Source organism: Methanococcoides sp. DA23 (genome assembly GCF_057593895.1).
Window position 1 is genome coordinate 290,510 of the sequence record NZ_CM172520.1, and the last position, 17,090, is coordinate 307,599.

Consider the following 17,090-nt stretch of genomic DNA (forward strand, 5'->3'; position numbering starts at 1 on the left):
CAACAGCTAGTAATGCCCTGTCCAAATATCATAAAAATAAGATATTATTCACCATTCTGGTGTAGAATGGTGTAATAAATATTTCCAATTATCTTTTGTCCCATACTAAAATCAGTATGGTGTCTTTGTTACGTACGAAAGGTCAAGTTTTGATACATTCGCCTTCTGAACTACAAGGATCGATGATCCATAGTCAGGATTTTCATATTTGAAGGTCAACCAAGTAACATCGTCTTCTTCCACTTGGCTGCAATCTGTAATGTTATCATACCAAATGATAGAGGATGATGCACCGTCAAGCAAATAGATATAACCTGACAGTTCCTGTCCCTCTGGAACATTCTTTATCATTTCAAGAATTGAATTAATCATTTTAGTAACACCCATTTTAACAACCCCTACACATATAAAATGATTTTGGTAAACATCTATATTGAATACGGCATCTGTATTAAGTTTTTCCAATTATTGAGCTATTATATAAATAAAACCGCAAAATAATGGGATCACGCACATAAATGGTCAAAGATTTGCAACGTTTGATCTGCCTGCGTTGCAGTTGTTTAAAATTCATTTATTATTATTCATCATTTTTATATACTTTTAACATACATGTTAATGGTGGTACACAATTTGGGGTAGATCATGAGAACATCAGCAAAGTTAGCGAGTATTCTATTTCTATTATTTTTATTCACAACTCCTGCAATGGCCGTAACACTGGAGCTTTCAGCCAGTGATACTTCGGCACAGGTAGGGGAGTATGTCCTTGTTTCGGCAACTCTTACAAACAATATGACCCCCCTGTCAGGCGAACTGGTTAATTTCAGTGCAGACATGGGAACCCTTTCCGGATCAAATGCAACAACTAATGCCACGGGGGTTGCATTTGTCTGGCTTAATTCCACACGATCCGGTCTCTCAAATCTTTCCGCAGATCATATGGGTACGATTTCTGAAGCCAATGTGACGTATCTACCGGCATCGATCTCATCGATCGATCTGAATGTATCAGCTTCATCATTGACCGTTGGCGAGAGCTCTATCATTGATCTTACAGCCTATGACATATTCGGAAATACGAACACCACAGCTGATATTTCTGTGAATATGACGATCCTGGATGTAGAAGGCAACCCCAGGGAACCAAGCACAATCTTTTCCACATCCCCGGGTAACCAATTATCTATCAACATAAGCAATGCCGAGGTCCTCATCAGCAATACGCCCACAGGCGAAGCTTTTGCAAGGATGGATGTTTATTCTGAATATCCTGGCAGTATCATTTTCAATGTTTCTTCAGACGCGGTCTTGAACTCCACGGTTCTGGAATATTCCACTGGGGACCCATACCGTCTCAGCATAACGTATGATGACGAACAGGTCGTAAATACCACCTCTGCTATACTGGCAAGGGTTTATGATTTTTACTCCAATCCGGTAAATGGGTGGATAGTTAATTTTACGGCTACGCCCCCGGAAAGTACCTCTTATAATAGTCCGAATGCCTACAATTCTGTGGAAGTATCTCCTGCTTCCAACATCACAGATCTGAATGGTCTTGCATCTACGATTTTCAGGACGGATAGACGCGCAGGTGCAAATACCGTGAACGTTTCTGTCTTTGGAACCGGACTTTATCTCGCTTTTGAAGTGAATGGTCTGGCGGACCAGGCGCAATCAATATTATTCTCAACTACCCCGTCCAGTTGTTATGCTAACTATGAAGATTATTACAGACTTGGAGCCCAACCTGTGGACCAGTCCCTGAATCCGATATTACCTGGAGTAGGTCCCATAAAGGACCTGATCTATTTTACAGGCCCGAGTTCAGGCTCGACCCGTATCCCGCTGAATAAATTCGGCATAGCGACCACAAAAATAGGTCCTACGCCTTATGTTGAAAACATTTCTATTACGGCCACTTACGAGAACGAATCAGGTACTACTAACATTAATTCAACAGCAGAACTGAGTTTCACCCATGGAGAACTGTCGCATTTTAAGACGTACACTTATCCTTCAACAGTGCTGACCCAAAACCAGACCGGAAACAAGAACGCAAGTATTGTCATAGCAGCACGTGATATTTGGGGCCATGTAATTCCAAATGTTAACGTTCAATTGAACAACACCAATACATCTCTTGGAACGATCTATATAGGAAATCAATCGGGTGCTACCTTAAATGCAACTACGGACTCATTCGGGGAGATCAATGTAAACTTTGTCAGTGGCGATCTTGATGGGAATTGCAGCATAATTGTATCGAACGGTTCCATCAATGCAACTTCATATGTTGAAGTTACCAGCTCTCCCTTCGTAACATCCTATACTACTGCAGAACCCAGTTATGTGATCACCGGGGGCGTTGTAAATGTTACCACTGTGGTCTCAGTAGAAGGTAATATTCCGTTTGTAAGAGATGCCGGAACCGCAGTGCTTGTGCTGGACAGGTCCGGCAGTATGGACCCGGATTCATATGCAGGCGCTCCAATAGACGTTGTTCTTGTCATCGATCGTTCGGGTAGTATGAGGGATTCACTTACCGATGCCTTAAACGCTGCAAAACAATTCACTTCTTATCTTGTATCCAACAGTCAGGTAGGTGTTGTTTCTTTTTCAGACGACAGTACAGTGGACCTGAATCTGACCCTGTTAAATTCATCTGACAACAAATACCTGATAGAATCAGTCATTGATGATAACATTGCAGATGGGATGACGGCAATGGGAGATGCTCTTGCACATGCAAATGATATCTTGATGTCTGAGGGGCGTTCTTCTGCAAATAAAGTAGTTATTGTGCTGACGGATGGTAAGAGCAATGAAGGTGCTGACCAGGATGGGATTGCCGCAATAGATGTTGCAAATTCCAATGGCATCACCATTTATACCATCGGCCTGGGGAATAGTCTTGATGAGCCCGTTCTGAAATGTATTGCCCGTGAAACAGGCGGTACTTACTATAATGCACCTACGGGTGCCGAACTTGAACAGATCTACCACACAATTGCACAGGACCTCTCAGATTATGATGTAACTTCAATCGTATATGGCGAGGATGGCTTCACCCCTTATAGGTATGAGGCAAAGGGTGTAACGACTTCCCTGCAGGATATAAGCGGTCCGTACTGGTTGACCTTTGATGCATGGGATCTGGATATTCCAAAGTGCAAGCTCCAAATTAACAATGTGGTGATCCCCCTCGATAGTACCGAGAACAAGAGCTGGGAGACTTTGAGTTTTGATATAACTTCCATGATATCAAGTGGTTCTAATACGATTAATTTTACGGCTCCAGATGACAATGATGGGGATAATGCAATCCGAAATGTAAGACTCACAGCTAATGGAGTACCTATTGCAGTATCTCCCGATGAATTCTCACTAAGTACAACTCCATCTATTTTCAATACTAGTACCTATTGTAACTACTATGAAGAAACATTTCCTGTCAATGAGAATGTGAATGATCTGAAGGTCAAGCTTGATTGGACCAACACTTCACAGGACCTTTCTCTTTACCTTGTGAGCCCTTCAGGACATGCCTATGGCAAATGGATGGACACAACTGGTTATTACCCAAATTCCACAAATGGTGAAATGTCTGAATATATATGGTTGATGCCTTTGTCGTATGTCTATCCTGATAATGACTCCGAGGTCGTTGAGACCGGGAACTGGACTGTCGGGGTTCTATCTTCTTCACCAACGACTTTTGATCTGAGTTCCTATATTGACAAAAAGAGTGCGACAAAGATAGCTTCATCTGCTTTCCTTACAAATTTTGATGATGGCAAAGGGGACAAAGCAGGACTTGTTCTCTATAGTGAGGATTCCCTTAATTTAACTACTAACCAGTCTTCCTACGTGCGTAATGGAAGCCAGTGGGTTGGATATTTCACTGTTGGGGAAAGGGCTACCTATACGTTCGATCTCACCTGGGACGATGCTTCCGTGATGGACCTGAAGCTCTATGAGGGTATAGATGTGCTGAATTCCACTCAAGGGGGCACTTCTCCCATAAATATATCCTCAGTCCTTGAGGCGAATACTGATTATAAGCTCGTTGTCGAAAAAACATCCGGTGAGATCAATGACTCGGCATTTACGGTAAATGTGAGTGCTATTGAAACTCAAATAGAAGATGCTATCGCAGTGTATTATGGAATTGACAACTCCGCAACTCCCCTATATCGTACATGGAATGGGGACACATGGTCATTGGAAGACTCTGCCAATTACATTGAAGGAGATATCACTTACCTTGCAATGGAATCTTCACCCTCATATGGTGAACTGATACTGGGTACGGTGGATGATCAACGTGATGCTAACTTCCAGGTATATGATGGAAGCTGGAGGCCAGTTCATGAATTTTCCACAACTCTTGATATTGAGACAAGAAGGGGATTTGATATTGCATACGAGCAACAATCTTCCGAGGCCATAGTGGTCTATAAAGACTCAGACGATGTCCCTAACTATGTTGTTTGGGATGGGAACAACTGGTCTTCAGAACAACCCATTAATGGGTATACAGGTGATGGAAATGTATGTTGGGTGGTCATGGAGGCAGATCCAGATTCAGATGAGATCGTACTTGTGACCCTCGATGATCAGTACGATATACGCGCACAGGTATGGGATGGTAATTCATGGAATGATTCAGTCACTATAACGGACATTGCACTCGATAGGGATTACCAGTGTTTTGATGTCATGTACGAACAGCAAAGTGGGGAAGCTATCGTTGCCTGGTCGGATACAAGCGGCTATATTCATTCCCGAACCTGGAATGGCTCTTCATGGAGTTCAGAAACAGATATATATTTCGATTCTGGTGATTCTGACCGTGTACACTGGATTAAAATGGCAGCCGATCCAAATTCAGACAATATTATTTTGGGCATGGAGGATAATGGAGAGGATATTTTCGTAAACACTTGGAATGGAAGTTCATGGGCTTCGAATTCGAGTTCTAGTTCATGGTTGCAAGTGGAAAATGATTGCGGTGTAAATAACACGCGTGCATTTGATGTAGCATTTGAAGACCAGAGTGAGAAGGGTATGATCGTCTGGGGTGACAACTCCTCCACTCCCAAGTACAGGATATGGGATGGTAATTCATGGGATTCAGAATTAGGAGCACAGGATATTGATTATACTGTCAAATGGGTTAAGCTGGAATCCTATCCTAACTCAAACTCGACCTTCCTCGTGACATCAGATGATGGGGGGGAATATAATCCTGATATTAATATCCATAAATGGGATGGTAGTTCATGGGAAGTGCCATTTGAAGTCAACGATAAATCCAGCTCAGATTATGAGAATTTTGATATTGCATTTAATAATGCTTATCCGGAAACGTTAAGCCCACAAATTTACTGGAATCTCTGGTCTGCCTGGGTTGCTTCAAGTCTTAAGAACGATACCGTTTCCCACCTTCGTACTGCCGTCAATGGTATGGAATGCGAAGGTCTTACTGCGATCGATGAAGGTCTTTATGAGGCTAATAATGAACTTGAGGACATTGAAGAGAACAGCACAATAATACTGATGACCGATGGTATAGACAATGCCGGTTCTCGCTCTTTACTGGAACAGGCACAGCGTGCAAAGGAGAAGAACACTACAATTTATACGGTTGGACTTGGTAAGAATGAATCGGAAATTGATCCTGTCTTGATGGAGATAGCATCCATGACCGGGGGGGAGTACTACTTTGCTCCGAATTCCACGGTTCTGGAATCAATATTTGAAGGAATTGCTTCTGAGATAATATCATTCACCGTGGAGGGTCCGTCTCTTTCGATCCATATTCCACATAATTATATCTCAGAACTATCAGTTGCAAAGGCAACATATATTGCAAACAGCAGCAATTCCACCGAAGGGAACCTGACGAGTTTCGTCCTTCCAACGTATCCCGGTACAGGAACTGCTGAACCGGAATTTACCCGTGCCGGAGATCGAGATATGATCAATTGGAGCCTCCCGAATATGGAGCCAGGTGATCTATGGAGCGTATTCTATCAACTTAAAGTGGAGGGTGCAGGTTCAATTCCGATCATATTGCCCACATCGACATTGAATTTCGCGGATATAAATGGTACATATGTTGACATCGATATCTCACTACCAGGCGAAACCAGCATTGGTGGTTTTGGTGCAGAGGTGGATTATGTCTCTCTTGGGGATATCTCGATTGCCCCGGAATCTCCAACTGTGCTTATTGGGGAAGATGCGATACTGGACCTGAAAGCTTTTTATTCTGATGGGAACCCGGCCATTGCCAACATGCAGATATATTCAAGCATTGGCATGTTCAATGGAACTGAAAATCCAATGAACATAACTGTCAGTGGGTCTGACCAAATAAACCTGATGAGCATGATGGCAGGCACTGCAAACATCAAAGCCATAGGAAGCAATGGGAACAATTCAGTCTCTGATGATACTACGGTGTACATAAGACCAAAAGGGGTAATAACGCTTTCATGAAAACGTTATTACTTTTTTTTTTGATAATACGAATGGTTCAGACCATAATCATGTTGGCAGATATCTCATTCAAAGGAATATCGTTCAATGATCGATGGCAATTCTAAAAAAGGATGAGGATGTGGCTTTAAATTACCACATCACTTCTGTTATTTATTCCGGTGACACTCATATTCAAGTGATTATGGTGTCGACTATATTGTGGCCTATTATCAGGAATGTATCGTTCTTGTATGCTTCAAGATGGGTGGTATTAGTATTTACGGGATCTGTTGTAAACCCTATGTCTTCAAAGTGATCTCTCCATACATATGCATAATCACTGTTCATTTCCAGAGTTACATCAACAGGCACATCTGTTCTTGTCAGAACTGTGTCATTGTGTTCCATCTTCAAAGTAATTACAGAATTTCCCGATGAACCGCCATTACCATTGACCTGCACGAGACCAATGGTGGTTATGTCATCGCCTCCAATAACCGTTGAGTAGATCCGGGGGTCAGAAAGCATGATCTTCGACCCGGTATCATATTGGGCCATTACAGCACCGTTCTCATAAGCTAAAGACCGTTCCCCCTTCACGTATTCGATCTTTCCTATGGGATAATTTGTACTCGTCCCATTGTAAGATATTTCCATGGTGGGTGTACCATCGATCCACATTCCTGCTGAATGAAGCTTGAGTTTCATGTTCTTAACAGGGGTCTGGTCAAAAGAGACCATTTTCATGTCACTTTGAATGACAATGAAACTTTGTTCGGCTCCTTGGAAGATGCTTGAGTCCATGTTCGATTCTAATATGGGATAGCCCGCTACATAAATGAAGCTCATTCCTATTACAACTACGCCGAACAGAAGAATGAATCCTACTGTTTCAGATACGGCTTTATCTCCTCTATCATTGTCTTCTTGAGTCATAACTGATCCTATGCTCCATTTCACCACTCATGGCAGTTCCGTTGATCGGGACAGTACTCGCGATCCCGCTGATCGTTACATCTACTTTCCTTTGAGACGATTGGGATTCCACTTCTATTATCTGGTCCGTGGTGGCCACGTCCGCATTTATTGTATAATATTCATTTCCAATGGTCGTTGGTATCATGTACTTTGTATCGATCCTGCCATTTTCCGGTGCGATAAGGTACATATCGGTGAGGGTGGTGCTCAGCATATTCCCTATGTCACTGAATCCCTCTTCGACTACAATATCACTTTGTCTTTCCAGCAAAACACCGTTCACACTCAAATAGATGGCTGCGAAGAACATTATGAATATAGTCGAATACAACAGATAACCGGTTGTAGAAGATACTCCTTTTTCATTTTTGAAAAATAATCTCATACTCTGATCTCCACTATCTCTGGTTCTGAAGAATAGAATGTATTACCATCATTGTAGCTGATGTTCAACCAGACCATATCTCCAAAAGCTGATGTTGAATTGTTCGTTGTGATGTTCGATACACTTATAGCAACCGTTTGGCCGTGTGATGCATACAGCAAACTTGTCTGGCGGCTAAAATCTTCAATAATAGAAGTGGTGATCTCTGGAATGGTCTGACTGGATGACTGGTTCATCTGATGTGCAATATGAACTGCCTGAGATGTAGCCTCTCTTGACTGGGATACAAGATCCCTTATATCATCCTTTGGAAATTCCAATACATTACTGGATGAATGGTAACCAGTAACTGCCGCATTGTTCATGAGGGTTACAAGGAAGACCAGGGCGATAGCCATCACAAGACCTGAGAGCATGATCCACTGCCCCTGTTCATTTTTAATTATACGTGCCATGCAGTTAACCTCACTTCCACTACTTTGAGTTCATCGTCGGCTACCACCCATGTTCCGCCATAAGAGTTCACAGTTGAATTGCTCAACGTCACAAGTCGGTTCGCAGTGATCGAATTCTCTGTGGGGGCGCCATTGAATACAGTTTTTTTCACTACTACACTGTTATTTTCCACATAAGCAAATTCAACATTATACATGAGGTTCGGTAACATTATTGCTAACTGGTTATCAAGTGTCCCAAGTTGATCTTTTCCGTAAGATGCTTCTGTGCTCGTGTTCCAGCTGGCAACGCATTCCGTCAGGTTATTCTCAATTGTATTATCAGGGGTTACATCGAGTATCACAAGTGCATCATTTATTTTCTGCTTCATCTGCACTTCAAGGAAATTATCCGTTTGAGGAGTGATCACCACTGAACTTTGTGCAACAGCCAGTAATGTTATAGTGACCAGGACTGCTGCAATAAGACCTTCAAGAGTGTATAGTTGTGCTTTATCGTTCATTTCCAGACCTTCACCATCATTTGTGCCAGTTCATAGAACGGTTCTTTGCTGTCTGTGTATTCCACTGCTGATCCTGATACAAAGGTAACATTATCGAACTCGATGTCTACAAGGCTCGAATTTTCAAAAGTCATTGGATAAATTTCCAGACGAAGCGTATTATCGCTCATAATGGGGGGTGAATAGGGTCCAAACCCATTGCTACTATTTTTAAGATAAACAACATAATCAGTTGATCCGTTCAATAGCGTTCCGTCCATGGATATATTTACGAAGCTCGAATTTGGCGAAGTTGTCGTAAAGTTGTTTATGTCAATTACCATCTTGCCTTTTTGTGACTCGCTTATAGATATTCTTGTAGTGTCCGAAGTTCCATTGGAATAAATTGAATGGGCATCATACTCGACAAATGTACCCGTTTCCACTAATGCAAGACGCTCTATTTTGAATACATCCACAGAATCCGTATTTATCTCTCCCCTGACAAACAAAGTATCGTTCAGTAAAATAGGGTTTCCGTTCTGATTGAGGGAGATGTTGTAGCCGTATCTGATATGTAGTCCATTGATATTATCATAAAGACCTAATTTCGTTACCACGGTGTCTTCATCCATTTGCATGAACTGCAATGATTTATCCATGCTCAGAAGATTTATTGTATCCGTTAGTCGGGTTTCCGGAATAGTATCTACTGCAAGCCCTATTCTTGTTGCGTTGGACACATGATCTTCCCAATCCGTGCCTCTTATGGTGCTGTTCTCCCACCAGCCTGGATCTTCACTGAGGACCGTAGCAGTGCGATATGCAGTAAAAGCAATGCCAGTCTCATCGGTAGAATCAGATACGAACAAACCCGGTACAAACTGCATCGTAAAAGTAAATGCAATTAAAAATAGAGCCATTCCAATGAGGAAATCAAGAGCAATTTGACCGCGATCATCCATTCTTATCACCATATATTTACACATCATTATATAAAATACACTATGTAAGTACTTGCCGATATATTTCGAAAAAAATATGCCAAATATACCATTTTACAAATATGTATACCTATTTATAAAATAAAATATATTAATTTTAAATTAGTGTGTTTTGAAAATCCTTAGGTTGTATCATGCTCAGGCAAATAAAGTGGGAAAAGACCGATAGCCACTATTCAAAGAACTCAATTTGTAGCGATCTACGTGCTGTTTCAGATGTTGTTGGAACTATCATGATGGTGGCAATAACAGTGATCATGAGCGCAATACTAGCTTCTGCTATTTTCAGCTTGAGTCCGCCACCAGATGTCCCGCACACAGATATTGCGGTCCGCCTAAACGGTTCGACCATTGATATTTACCATATGGGGGGAGAACCCATTAAAGTAAAGGACATGAAGTTCATAGGGGGGGATCAGGAAGTTTCTATCAATTCATCTTCACCTATCAATGAAACAAATGAATGGAATATCGGGACGCTGATCATCCTTGACACGAACAATACTGGCTTGAAAATAGTTCATCTCCCATCACAGGAGTTGTTAATATGAAGCTATTTTTAAAGGATGATAATGCGGTATCTGTTGTTGTTGGTGCTGTACTTCTGCTGGCAATAATGGTCACTTTTTTATCGGTAGTAACTTCTACTTGGGTCCCTATCTATGAAGGCGATGCAGAAGCTGAACATAGTAAACAGATGTCAGACAACTTCAGGAATCTAAAACTCCAGAGCGAATTGACCGATTCTCTCCCAAGATCACTGATCATTGATCTTGGAACCGAAGATGTGCCTCTTATTGCTAATTCCCGATCAATTGGCTATTTGGAACTGAACGAAACTGAAGGGGATCTTATAATTTCTACACATGTTTCGAATATTGCGGGAGCGGATGATCCGTATCAATTTGGGATGGTTGTGAATGATATGGCGGATACGTCAAATCCTATCACATCATTTAAATTCGAGTTCTTGCAAAAAGAAACGTCGACGACCAGTAATGCAGGACTGGATGACCCTTTTGATGTCCAGCTCAGGACAACGACCCATGACAGATGGATCCATTTCTATGCAGGGGAATCTTCTCAGAAAGACCTTGCAATTAATATTCGGTATGGATCTCCTGCTGAGGTATGGGAAAACAAGGGCATAAGGGTTTATCAAATCGCCCCCACTCCAGATCCGAAGCTGTACGTTCATGATGATGACTACGTTTATCTCGATCTTCTTACAAATGCTACATCTCTTGAATTGAAGAGTGATGATTCAGTGACAATAAATGGGACTACATACAATAAGGGAGATTCTGCACCTTTGTTTGATCTTGTTCAGCATTACATGAGCATCGGTGGGGCATACATCTTTGATTATGTGAACTACAATCACGTTGCAGACTCATCGGAGGCATTCGAATATGTTACAAGCGGTGGTGTTACAAATCTCACATACTCGGAAACAGATAATTCATATATTTTTGATGATTCCCGTATTGGTGGAGGTACTTTCAAGATACATTCGGACTACAATTTTATGGTGGATCAAAGCTACATCTATGAGAATGGTGCTGTTATCCTCAAACAGGACGATGGTGCGGTTTTTAAGATCCAACCGCCAATTTCCGTGTCAGGAACGAACGGAAGTCTTGAATTGGAAATTTGGGGGGTTGTGCTTGAAGGGGATTGCCAGAAAGTTGGAAACGATCTCGAAAAGATGTACATAACTGCCGACACGGAGACTATTGTGGAGGGGGATACGGAGGCTGTGACAATTGTCAAAAACCTGTATCCTGAAACAAAAGATATCTGGATCTCATTCTTTGAGAAGATGAAAAGCGAGATCGTAACATTGAATGAAACCGGAAATGGTGCAATTACTGTAACAATGAACGTTTCCCTAAATTCAACACCACAGTTTGTCAAAATGAATATCATCGACACGAATTCTACTATCCATATGAAAATCAAGACACATGACCTGAAAATTACAGACAAGCCATGAAATTGAGCAACATGGTCCGTTTTTATTTTTTCAATAAGTAACACGGAAACCCTTAAATTATGGATTGCCATAATTCCGAAGGGAGACCAATAATGAAAAAAGCAATAATTGAGACAAATAAAGGAACCATAGTACTCGAACTTTTTGAAAAGGATGCACCTAAAACAGTTGCTAACTTTGAGAAGCTTATTAAGCAGGGCTTTTACAACGGCCTTACTTTCCACAGGGTGATCTCTAACTTCATGATCCAGGCAGGATGTCCAAAAGGTAATGGTACCGGTGGACCAGGCTACTCTATCAAATGTGAGATAAATCCAAAGAGGCATACAAAGGGCGCTCTTTCAATGGCGCATGCTGGAAAGAACACTGGCGGAAGTCAGTTCTTCATCACTCACTCTCCTCAGCCACACCTTGATGGTGTACACACTGTCTTTGGAAAGGTCATCGAAGGTATGGATGTTGTCAATGCTATCAAGCAGAACGACATCATGACCAAATTAACAGTAGAAGAAGAGTGATACAGATAGTATCCATTCTTTCTTCTTGAAGAATAAAGTGGGGCAATACAAGGATATTTTCAAGTTCTTGGGTATTCATATCCTTTATTGAAAATTTGCCCTGGTATTGTTCCTTTTTTTATATTACTACGTAGCTAAATATAAGGTGTAACATGGATCGAAAGACGTTCAATCGTGTAAGGCTAGCAAGTATTGTGCTCAATGAGATCGAAGATCTTCCTGCTAAAATGTATCCATTCCTCGAATTTGAAAAGAACGAGAATGAGGCGGAAGGGAAATACAGAATACTCCCACCTGTGGGCGAAGCTAAAGAGTCACAAGAAATCTTTTCTGTGGAATATCAGAAATGGTCTGAAGAAGTTCTTGACCTGTTACAGAGATTTTATCCTCAGAAAGTGGATGAATTCACTGCTGCATACCGCTCAGCTCTTCCTTATGTCACCCTTGAGTTAAAACCAAAGACGTCAAACAGCCATAAGCTGAAGTTCACATTCATAAAGTATCTGACAGAACAGAGGACCATTCTTTCACACCTGTTCGCAAAAGTGTCAGCTATGGAGATCATAGATGATGAATGTGATATGAATAGGGAAGTAGAATGTGGTTTCACAGATAATTGCCTGAGGGTTTTCAGAGCTGCCGTTCAACCGGTACTTGAAGATGAAATTAATACGTTCAAAGCGAACCTGTCCGAAAGAGATGGGGACTTCAAGGACATCCTCGATATGGCAGATCAGATAAATGATGTCGCTACAAATGATGTCCGTAAATTGATCAATAAATGTAACGGTCTTAGGAAACTGTGCGTGGAAAACGCTGAATGCGAGGATGTCATCAGGCCCTTGATACCCATATTTGATATTATTGGCAGGATGTGATCCCTGCCCTTTTTTTAATTCAACTATCCCTGGAGGGCAAAAAATGAAGATAATTAAATGCAGGGACCTTGCTGAGTTCAAAGCACGTATGTCCGTTCTTCTGAGCCGAGGTTGTGGTTGCGGAGCCCTTTGATATAGATACGTTCATAACTTACAGTTCTTGCATTTTGAAAGCCCGCATGCTTTATTCTCGAATTTCCATTCAAGACCCCATTTTTTGATGGACTGGATGATCTCCATGAACTCTGCTCCACTTTCTGATAGGGAGTAAGTGTATACCATGGGGTCAGTGTTCTCATCAAGAGTCCTTTTAACAAGGCCGTCTTCCTCAAGTTCCTTCAGCCTTGTGGAAAGGGTCTTCGGGGTAATGCCTGCAACTCTTTTCTTAAGTTCGTTGAATCGTTTTTCACTGTTATTCCCTTTGTACAGCTCAAGAAGTATGCACAAAGTCCACCTCTTGCCAATGATATCGATCGTTTTGTAGATGGTACAGTCCTTCATAGTATCCATCAAGAAACTGCCATTATATATAGAAGTATCTCAAATATACTTGATAACAAAAAGATATCATTGGAGTGATCAAAAAATGTCAAAAGATATACTTGAAAAGGGAGCTATTGTTCAGAGAGACAAGGAAACATTCGCTATTGCACCACATATTACTGGTGGTATTGCAACGCCTGATCTTCTCAGGAAGATCGCAGATGTTTCTGAAAAATACGGAGCTGCTGCAATTAAGGTCACATCAGCACAGAGACTTGCCATCGTTGGACTCAAGGAAGATGACCTGGACAATGCCTGGAATGACCTTGGGATTAAACCAGGAGCAGCAATAGGGCTTTGTGTAAGAAGTGTTAAGATCTGTCCGGGAACCACATTCTGTAAGAGGGGACAGCAGGACTCTGTCGGGCTTGGGATCAAACTCGATGAGAAATACCATGGGATGGAGCTTCCATCAAAGCTCAAGATCGGTGTGTCCGGTTGCATGAACTCATGTGCAGAGAATGCCGTTAAAGATATTGGGATAATGGGTACTCCTAAGGGATTCACTGTAATGGTCGGAGGAAGTGCAGGTCTTAGACCACGCCTTGCAGATACTATCGCTGAAGAACTTGATGAGGACGAGGTTCTTTCACTCGTTGACACCATCATTTCATTCTATAAGTCACATGCAAAGAAACAGCGTATTGGAAAGGTCATTGAAGAGATCGGACTTGACACCTTCAAGAAGGAAGTCGGGCTTTAAGTTGTTAGGACCTTTCATAAATTGAGGGCTTCCAAAAGCCCTTTTTTCTTCTTCCATTTCATATCGTTTTTAGAGCAACCCAATTCCTGATGGCTTAAGGGGGTTAATAATGAGGATAAGTTTCTATTATAATGGTGAGTTCGGAAAAAAGGTCATAGGCAATATCGTCAACTCAAGCACTTTCTGTACCTCGTGCGGGGATCTGTGTGACCATTGCCGTGAAATGAAAAGATCCCATGCTGATAGTATTGTTGATATCTATGAGTTCCCTGATGATCTTCCTGAGTTCATAGATGATCCTTCCGATCACATCCCGAAAAATGTGGGTGAATGTGATCTCCTCATAGCCATGGACCTGCATCCCGACATCTTTTCGGTGCTTCCTGAAATAGCAGCCAATGCTAAGGCAAAGGCAGTTATAGCACCTGTGGAAGTGCCAAAACTTGCACCTGCAGGACTCGTGCAGCAGGTCAAAGAAAAGCTGGAATCCGCTGGAATAGACTGTGAGTTCCCCAAACCTTTCTGTTCACTGACAAAAACAGGCAAGCCCCTTATCGATGAATTCGTTGATATGGGATTTGGGAGACCCCTGCTGAAGATCGAGATCGATCCTGATCGGAGGATATTCTCTCATGTGCAGGTGCTCAGGGATGCACCCTGTGGTTCCACATGGTATGTTGCAAAAAAACTAAGGTGGACAGACATAGACGATTATAAAGAGATCGTTTCCAGCGCACATCATGCGTACCCATGTACTGCCAGTATGGACAAGGATACCCAACTGAAAGATACGATATTGCATGAAGCCGGGTACATCATAAGGGGAAGTGTGGAAGAAGCTTCGGGTTTCAAAAAGGAGTGAAGAATGCACTTGAAAATAAGGTGATATCATTACTGAAGAAATACCCAAAAAGATAGCAGTACTACGATGCGATACTGTTTCTGAAGCATGTCCCGGAGTTGGGTGCTTAAAGGCGTTCAATGCCAGGAAAGTAAAGTTTGCAGACTACGATGATAATACTGAGATGATCGCATTCTTCACATGCGGTGGCTGTTCAGGAAGAAGGGTCTTCCGACTGGTGCGTTCCCTGAAAAAACACGATATCGACGTTATCCACCTTAGCTCATGCATGATCATGAAGAACTATCCAGAATGCCCGCACATTGATTCTATCAAGAAGACCATCACTGATGCAGGTATCGAAATTGTTGAAGGAACACATCACTAAAGGAGATATAGAGAATGGTTAAAAGAATGATCGTTAAGATAGATGAAGATAAATGTACTGGCTGCGGACAATGTGTTTCACCCTGTGCCGAAGGCGCTATACAGATAATTGACGGAAAGGCAAAGGTCGTTTCTGAAGATCTTTGTGATGGTATGGGATTCTGTATAGGTGTCTGTCCTGAGGGTGCTATCACAATAGAGGAAAGGCAGACAGTGGAGTTCAATGTTGAAAAGGCAGAGGCTCAGCCAAAGAAAACGGATATATCCATCTCTTGTTTCAGTTGCGGTGCCGGAGAAAATGAAAGGTACCTCCTGCCTATGAGGCACAAGATGGAAAGTATTTGGGTCTGCACACGCTGTCTGCCTCAACTTATCCATGGGTGAGAGCTGTAAATGGAACTTGAACTGACGTCTGTACCGGATAACGTATGCGATTATACGTTCAATTTCTACTGGTATGAGAATGAGCTGGAACCCTCGGCGGTCATACCTGGTCAGAATGGTACGGAATATACCTATCAGCAACTTGTGGACGAGCTTAAGAAAGGAAATGATGTCCACATCAAAGGGAGTGTTGGAAATCGTTTAGCCTACTCTCTTGGAGCTGACCTTGCCCATTTCGGAGGTAGCGGCAAGACCGAAGCTGCCGGTAACATCTTCGTTGAAGGGGATGTGGGGCCGGAAGCAGGGATGGGGATGTCCGCAGGCTCGCTTTACATTACAGGCGATATTGAGCAGCCCTTTGGGAACATCATCGAGGTAGTGTCCGATGTTGAGGTATACCGTAAGTTCATTTCCATCACTGAACTTCTGTGTGGCAGTGGCGGCAACAAACTTTGCAGGAACGAGTTCGATGCGGTAAATGGGAAACTTATCCTCGATGATGGTATTTTGCGGGGAACACTTGCCTCGAGATGTGATTGCGATGCAGAAATTATTGTAAAAGGCGATGTTTACAACGGAACAGGGCTTCTCATGGAAAGGGGTACTGTCAGTGTGCAGGGGAATGCCGGTCTCAACACTGGTGCTCATCTGAATGGTGGTTCTGTTGTGATAGAAGGTACTGTGGGGGAATTCTCCGGTGCTTATATGAAAGCCGGAACTCTCATTTTCAATGATGCTAAGGGGTATGTCGGAGCCGGTATGCTCGGTGGTGCGATCTATTCAAAGAAGAAAGTGACACCTGCTCCTCCTGCCGAAAAAGTGCGGGTGGGGGGTCAGGACATCTCCATTGTTCGAAAGTTGACCGGTGCAGGGAGGGTGGAGTCCATGCTGTATAACAAATATGAGGCCGGTGAAGAGAAAGAACAATATGTCAAGGTAACAATGAGGGATGGTTCCATAGTCATGCGTAAATTGGACTGATATTCATTTCGTCCTCTATTTTTTCTTACATAATCTATTTAAATAACAAACATTGTATCTTCA

The 17,090-nt window shown here is 42.3% G+C and carries 17 protein-coding genes; 10 read left to right on the forward strand and 7 right to left on the reverse strand.

Features of this window, described 5'->3' with window-relative positions:
* Positions 1 to 111: 111 nt before the first annotated feature.
* Positions 112 to 372 (reverse strand): hypothetical protein, encoded by a 261-nt coding sequence (locus tag AC20MK_RS01395; RefSeq protein ID WP_487356236.1) that lies wholly within the window; start codon positions 370 to 372, stop codon positions 112 to 114.
* Between the two features lie 273 nt (positions 373 to 645).
* Between AC20MK_RS01395 and AC20MK_RS01400 the strand changes: the two genes are divergently transcribed.
* Positions 646 to 6,510 carry a VWA domain-containing protein gene (locus tag AC20MK_RS01400; RefSeq protein ID WP_487356237.1) on the forward strand — a complete coding sequence of 1,955 codons (5,865 nt, stop codon included), beginning with the start codon at positions 646 to 648 and terminating at the stop codon, positions 6,508 to 6,510.
* A gap of 174 nt (positions 6,511 to 6,684) precedes the next feature.
* Here the strand turns inward: AC20MK_RS01400 and AC20MK_RS01405 are convergent, their stop codons facing one another.
* Genes AC20MK_RS01405 through AC20MK_RS01425 form a run of 5 tightly spaced genes read right to left on the reverse strand, consistent with a single transcriptional unit; the run spans position 6,685 to position 9,757 of the window.
* On the reverse strand, positions 6,685 to 7,428 hold the full coding sequence (locus AC20MK_RS01405; RefSeq protein WP_487356238.1) for a DUF7289 family protein: 744 nt from the start codon (positions 7,426 to 7,428) through the stop codon (positions 6,685 to 6,687).
* The gene (locus tag AC20MK_RS01410; RefSeq protein WP_487356239.1) at positions 7,409 to 7,855 is read right to left on the reverse strand and encodes a DUF7266 family protein; all 447 of its coding nucleotides are present in this window, start codon (positions 7,853 to 7,855) and stop codon (positions 7,409 to 7,411) included. The genes AC20MK_RS01405 and AC20MK_RS01410 overlap by 20 nt, the downstream gene beginning before the upstream one ends.
* Positions 7,852 to 8,310 (reverse strand): hypothetical protein, encoded by a 459-nt coding sequence (locus tag AC20MK_RS01415; protein ID WP_487356240.1) that lies wholly within the window; start codon positions 8,308 to 8,310, stop codon positions 7,852 to 7,854. Before AC20MK_RS01415 ends, AC20MK_RS01410 begins: the two co-directional genes overlap by 4 nt.
* Positions 8,298 to 8,813: a DUF7288 family protein gene (locus AC20MK_RS01420; protein WP_487356241.1), complete on the reverse strand. Its 516-nt coding sequence runs from the start codon at positions 8,811 to 8,813 to the stop codon at positions 8,298 to 8,300. Before AC20MK_RS01420 ends, AC20MK_RS01415 begins: the two co-directional genes overlap by 13 nt.
* Positions 8,810 to 9,757, reverse strand: a complete 948-nt coding sequence (locus AC20MK_RS01425; RefSeq protein ID WP_487356242.1) for a DUF7287 family protein — start codon at positions 9,755 to 9,757, stop codon at positions 8,810 to 8,812. The genes AC20MK_RS01420 and AC20MK_RS01425 overlap by 4 nt, the downstream gene beginning before the upstream one ends.
* A 173-nt stretch (positions 9,758 to 9,930) precedes the next feature.
* Between AC20MK_RS01425 and AC20MK_RS01430 the strand changes: the two genes are divergently transcribed.
* The 4 genes from AC20MK_RS01430 (at position 9,931) to AC20MK_RS01445 (ending at position 13,188) form a co-directional block, all read left to right on the forward strand.
* Positions 9,931 to 10,347, forward strand: coding sequence for a type IV pilin N-terminal domain-containing protein (locus AC20MK_RS01430; protein ID WP_487356243.1), 417 nt, complete (start codon positions 9,931 to 9,933; stop codon positions 10,345 to 10,347).
* The gene (locus tag AC20MK_RS01435) at positions 10,344 to 11,792 is read left to right on the forward strand and encodes a hypothetical protein (protein ID WP_487356244.1); all 1,449 of its coding nucleotides are present in this window, start codon (positions 10,344 to 10,346) and stop codon (positions 11,790 to 11,792) included. The genes AC20MK_RS01430 and AC20MK_RS01435 overlap by 4 nt, the downstream gene beginning before the upstream one ends.
* Positions 11,793 to 11,884: 92 nt before the next feature.
* Positions 11,885 to 12,310, forward strand: coding sequence for a peptidylprolyl isomerase (locus AC20MK_RS01440; protein ID WP_487356245.1), 426 nt, complete (start codon positions 11,885 to 11,887; stop codon positions 12,308 to 12,310).
* A 152-nt stretch (positions 12,311 to 12,462) separates the two neighbouring features.
* Positions 12,463 to 13,188 (forward strand): hypothetical protein, encoded by a 726-nt coding sequence (locus tag AC20MK_RS01445; protein ID WP_487356246.1) that lies wholly within the window; start codon positions 12,463 to 12,465, stop codon positions 13,186 to 13,188.
* A 144-nt stretch (positions 13,189 to 13,332) separates the two neighbouring features.
* Here the strand turns inward: AC20MK_RS01445 and AC20MK_RS01450 are convergent, their stop codons facing one another.
* Positions 13,333 to 13,689: a winged helix-turn-helix transcriptional regulator gene (locus AC20MK_RS01450; protein ID WP_487357035.1), complete on the reverse strand. Its 357-nt coding sequence runs from the start codon at positions 13,687 to 13,689 to the stop codon at positions 13,333 to 13,335.
* Positions 13,690 to 13,774: 85 nt separating this feature from the next.
* On the opposite strand from AC20MK_RS01450, the gene AC20MK_RS01455 reads away from it, so the two are divergent.
* The 5 genes from AC20MK_RS01455 (at position 13,775) to AC20MK_RS01475 (ending at position 17,027) form a co-directional block, all read left to right on the forward strand.
* Positions 13,775 to 14,434: an NAD(P)/FAD-dependent oxidoreductase gene (locus AC20MK_RS01455; protein ID WP_487356247.1), complete on the forward strand. Its 660-nt coding sequence runs from the start codon at positions 13,775 to 13,777 to the stop codon at positions 14,432 to 14,434.
* Positions 14,435 to 14,543: 109 nt separating this feature from the next.
* Complete coding sequence (locus tag AC20MK_RS01460) at positions 14,544 to 15,296, forward strand: DUF166 domain-containing protein (protein WP_487356248.1); 753 nt, start codon at positions 14,544 to 14,546, stop codon at positions 15,294 to 15,296.
* Between the two features lie 52 nt (positions 15,297 to 15,348).
* Positions 15,349 to 15,663 (forward strand): CGGC domain-containing protein, encoded by a 315-nt coding sequence (locus AC20MK_RS01465; RefSeq protein WP_487357036.1) that lies wholly within the window; start codon positions 15,349 to 15,351, stop codon positions 15,661 to 15,663.
* Between the two features lie 14 nt (positions 15,664 to 15,677).
* On the forward strand, positions 15,678 to 16,046 hold the full coding sequence (locus AC20MK_RS01470; RefSeq protein ID WP_487356249.1) for an ATP-binding protein: 369 nt from the start codon (positions 15,678 to 15,680) through the stop codon (positions 16,044 to 16,046).
* A gap of 9 nt (positions 16,047 to 16,055) precedes the next feature.
* Complete coding sequence (locus AC20MK_RS01475; RefSeq protein WP_487356250.1) at positions 16,056 to 17,027, forward strand: formylmethanofuran dehydrogenase; 972 nt, start codon at positions 16,056 to 16,058, stop codon at positions 17,025 to 17,027.
* Positions 17,028 to 17,090 lie beyond the last annotated feature (63 nt).

Bases quoted from the DNA above. Each gene is read 5' to 3' on its own strand.
- AC20MK_RS01460 (WP_487356248.1), top strand. From the start codon at position 14,544: ATGAGGATAAGTTTCTATTATAATGGTGAGTTCGGAAAAAAGGTCATA.
- AC20MK_RS01430 (WP_487356243.1), top strand. From the start codon at position 9,931: ATGCTCAGGCAAATAAAGTGGGAAAAGACCGATAGCCACTATTCAAAG.
- AC20MK_RS01445 (WP_487356246.1), top strand. From the start codon at position 12,463: ATGGATCGAAAGACGTTCAATCGTGTAAGGCTAGCAAGTATTGTGCTC.
- AC20MK_RS01425 (WP_487356242.1), bottom strand. From the start codon at position 9,757: ATGGATGATCGCGGTCAAATTGCTCTTGATTTCCTCATTGGAATGGCT.
- AC20MK_RS01440 (WP_487356245.1), top strand. From the start codon at position 11,885: ATGAAAAAAGCAATAATTGAGACAAATAAAGGAACCATAGTACTCGAA.
- AC20MK_RS01450 (WP_487357035.1), bottom strand. From the start codon at position 13,689: ATGAAGGACTGTACCATCTACAAAACGATCGATATCATTGGCAAGAGG.
- AC20MK_RS01410 (WP_487356239.1), bottom strand. From the start codon at position 7,855: ATGAGATTATTTTTCAAAAATGAAAAAGGAGTATCTTCTACAACCGGT.
- AC20MK_RS01475 (WP_487356250.1), top strand. From the start codon at position 16,056: ATGGAACTTGAACTGACGTCTGTACCGGATAACGTATGCGATTATACG.
- AC20MK_RS01395 (WP_487356236.1), bottom strand. From the start codon at position 372: ATGATTAATTCAATTCTTGAAATGATAAAGAATGTTCCAGAGGGACAG.
- AC20MK_RS01400 (WP_487356237.1), top strand. From the start codon at position 646: ATGAGAACATCAGCAAAGTTAGCGAGTATTCTATTTCTATTATTTTTA.
- AC20MK_RS01415 (WP_487356240.1), bottom strand. From the start codon at position 8,310: ATGGCACGTATAATTAAAAATGAACAGGGGCAGTGGATCATGCTCTCA.
- AC20MK_RS01405 (WP_487356238.1), bottom strand. From the start codon at position 7,428: ATGACTCAAGAAGACAATGATAGAGGAGATAAAGCCGTATCTGAAACA.
- AC20MK_RS01455 (WP_487356247.1), top strand. From the start codon at position 13,775: ATGTCAAAAGATATACTTGAAAAGGGAGCTATTGTTCAGAGAGACAAG.
- AC20MK_RS01420 (WP_487356241.1), bottom strand. From the start codon at position 8,813: ATGAACGATAAAGCACAACTATACACTCTTGAAGGTCTTATTGCAGCA.
- AC20MK_RS01470 (WP_487356249.1), top strand. From the start codon at position 15,678: ATGGTTAAAAGAATGATCGTTAAGATAGATGAAGATAAATGTACTGGC.
- AC20MK_RS01435 (WP_487356244.1), top strand. From the start codon at position 10,344: ATGAAGCTATTTTTAAAGGATGATAATGCGGTATCTGTTGTTGTTGGT.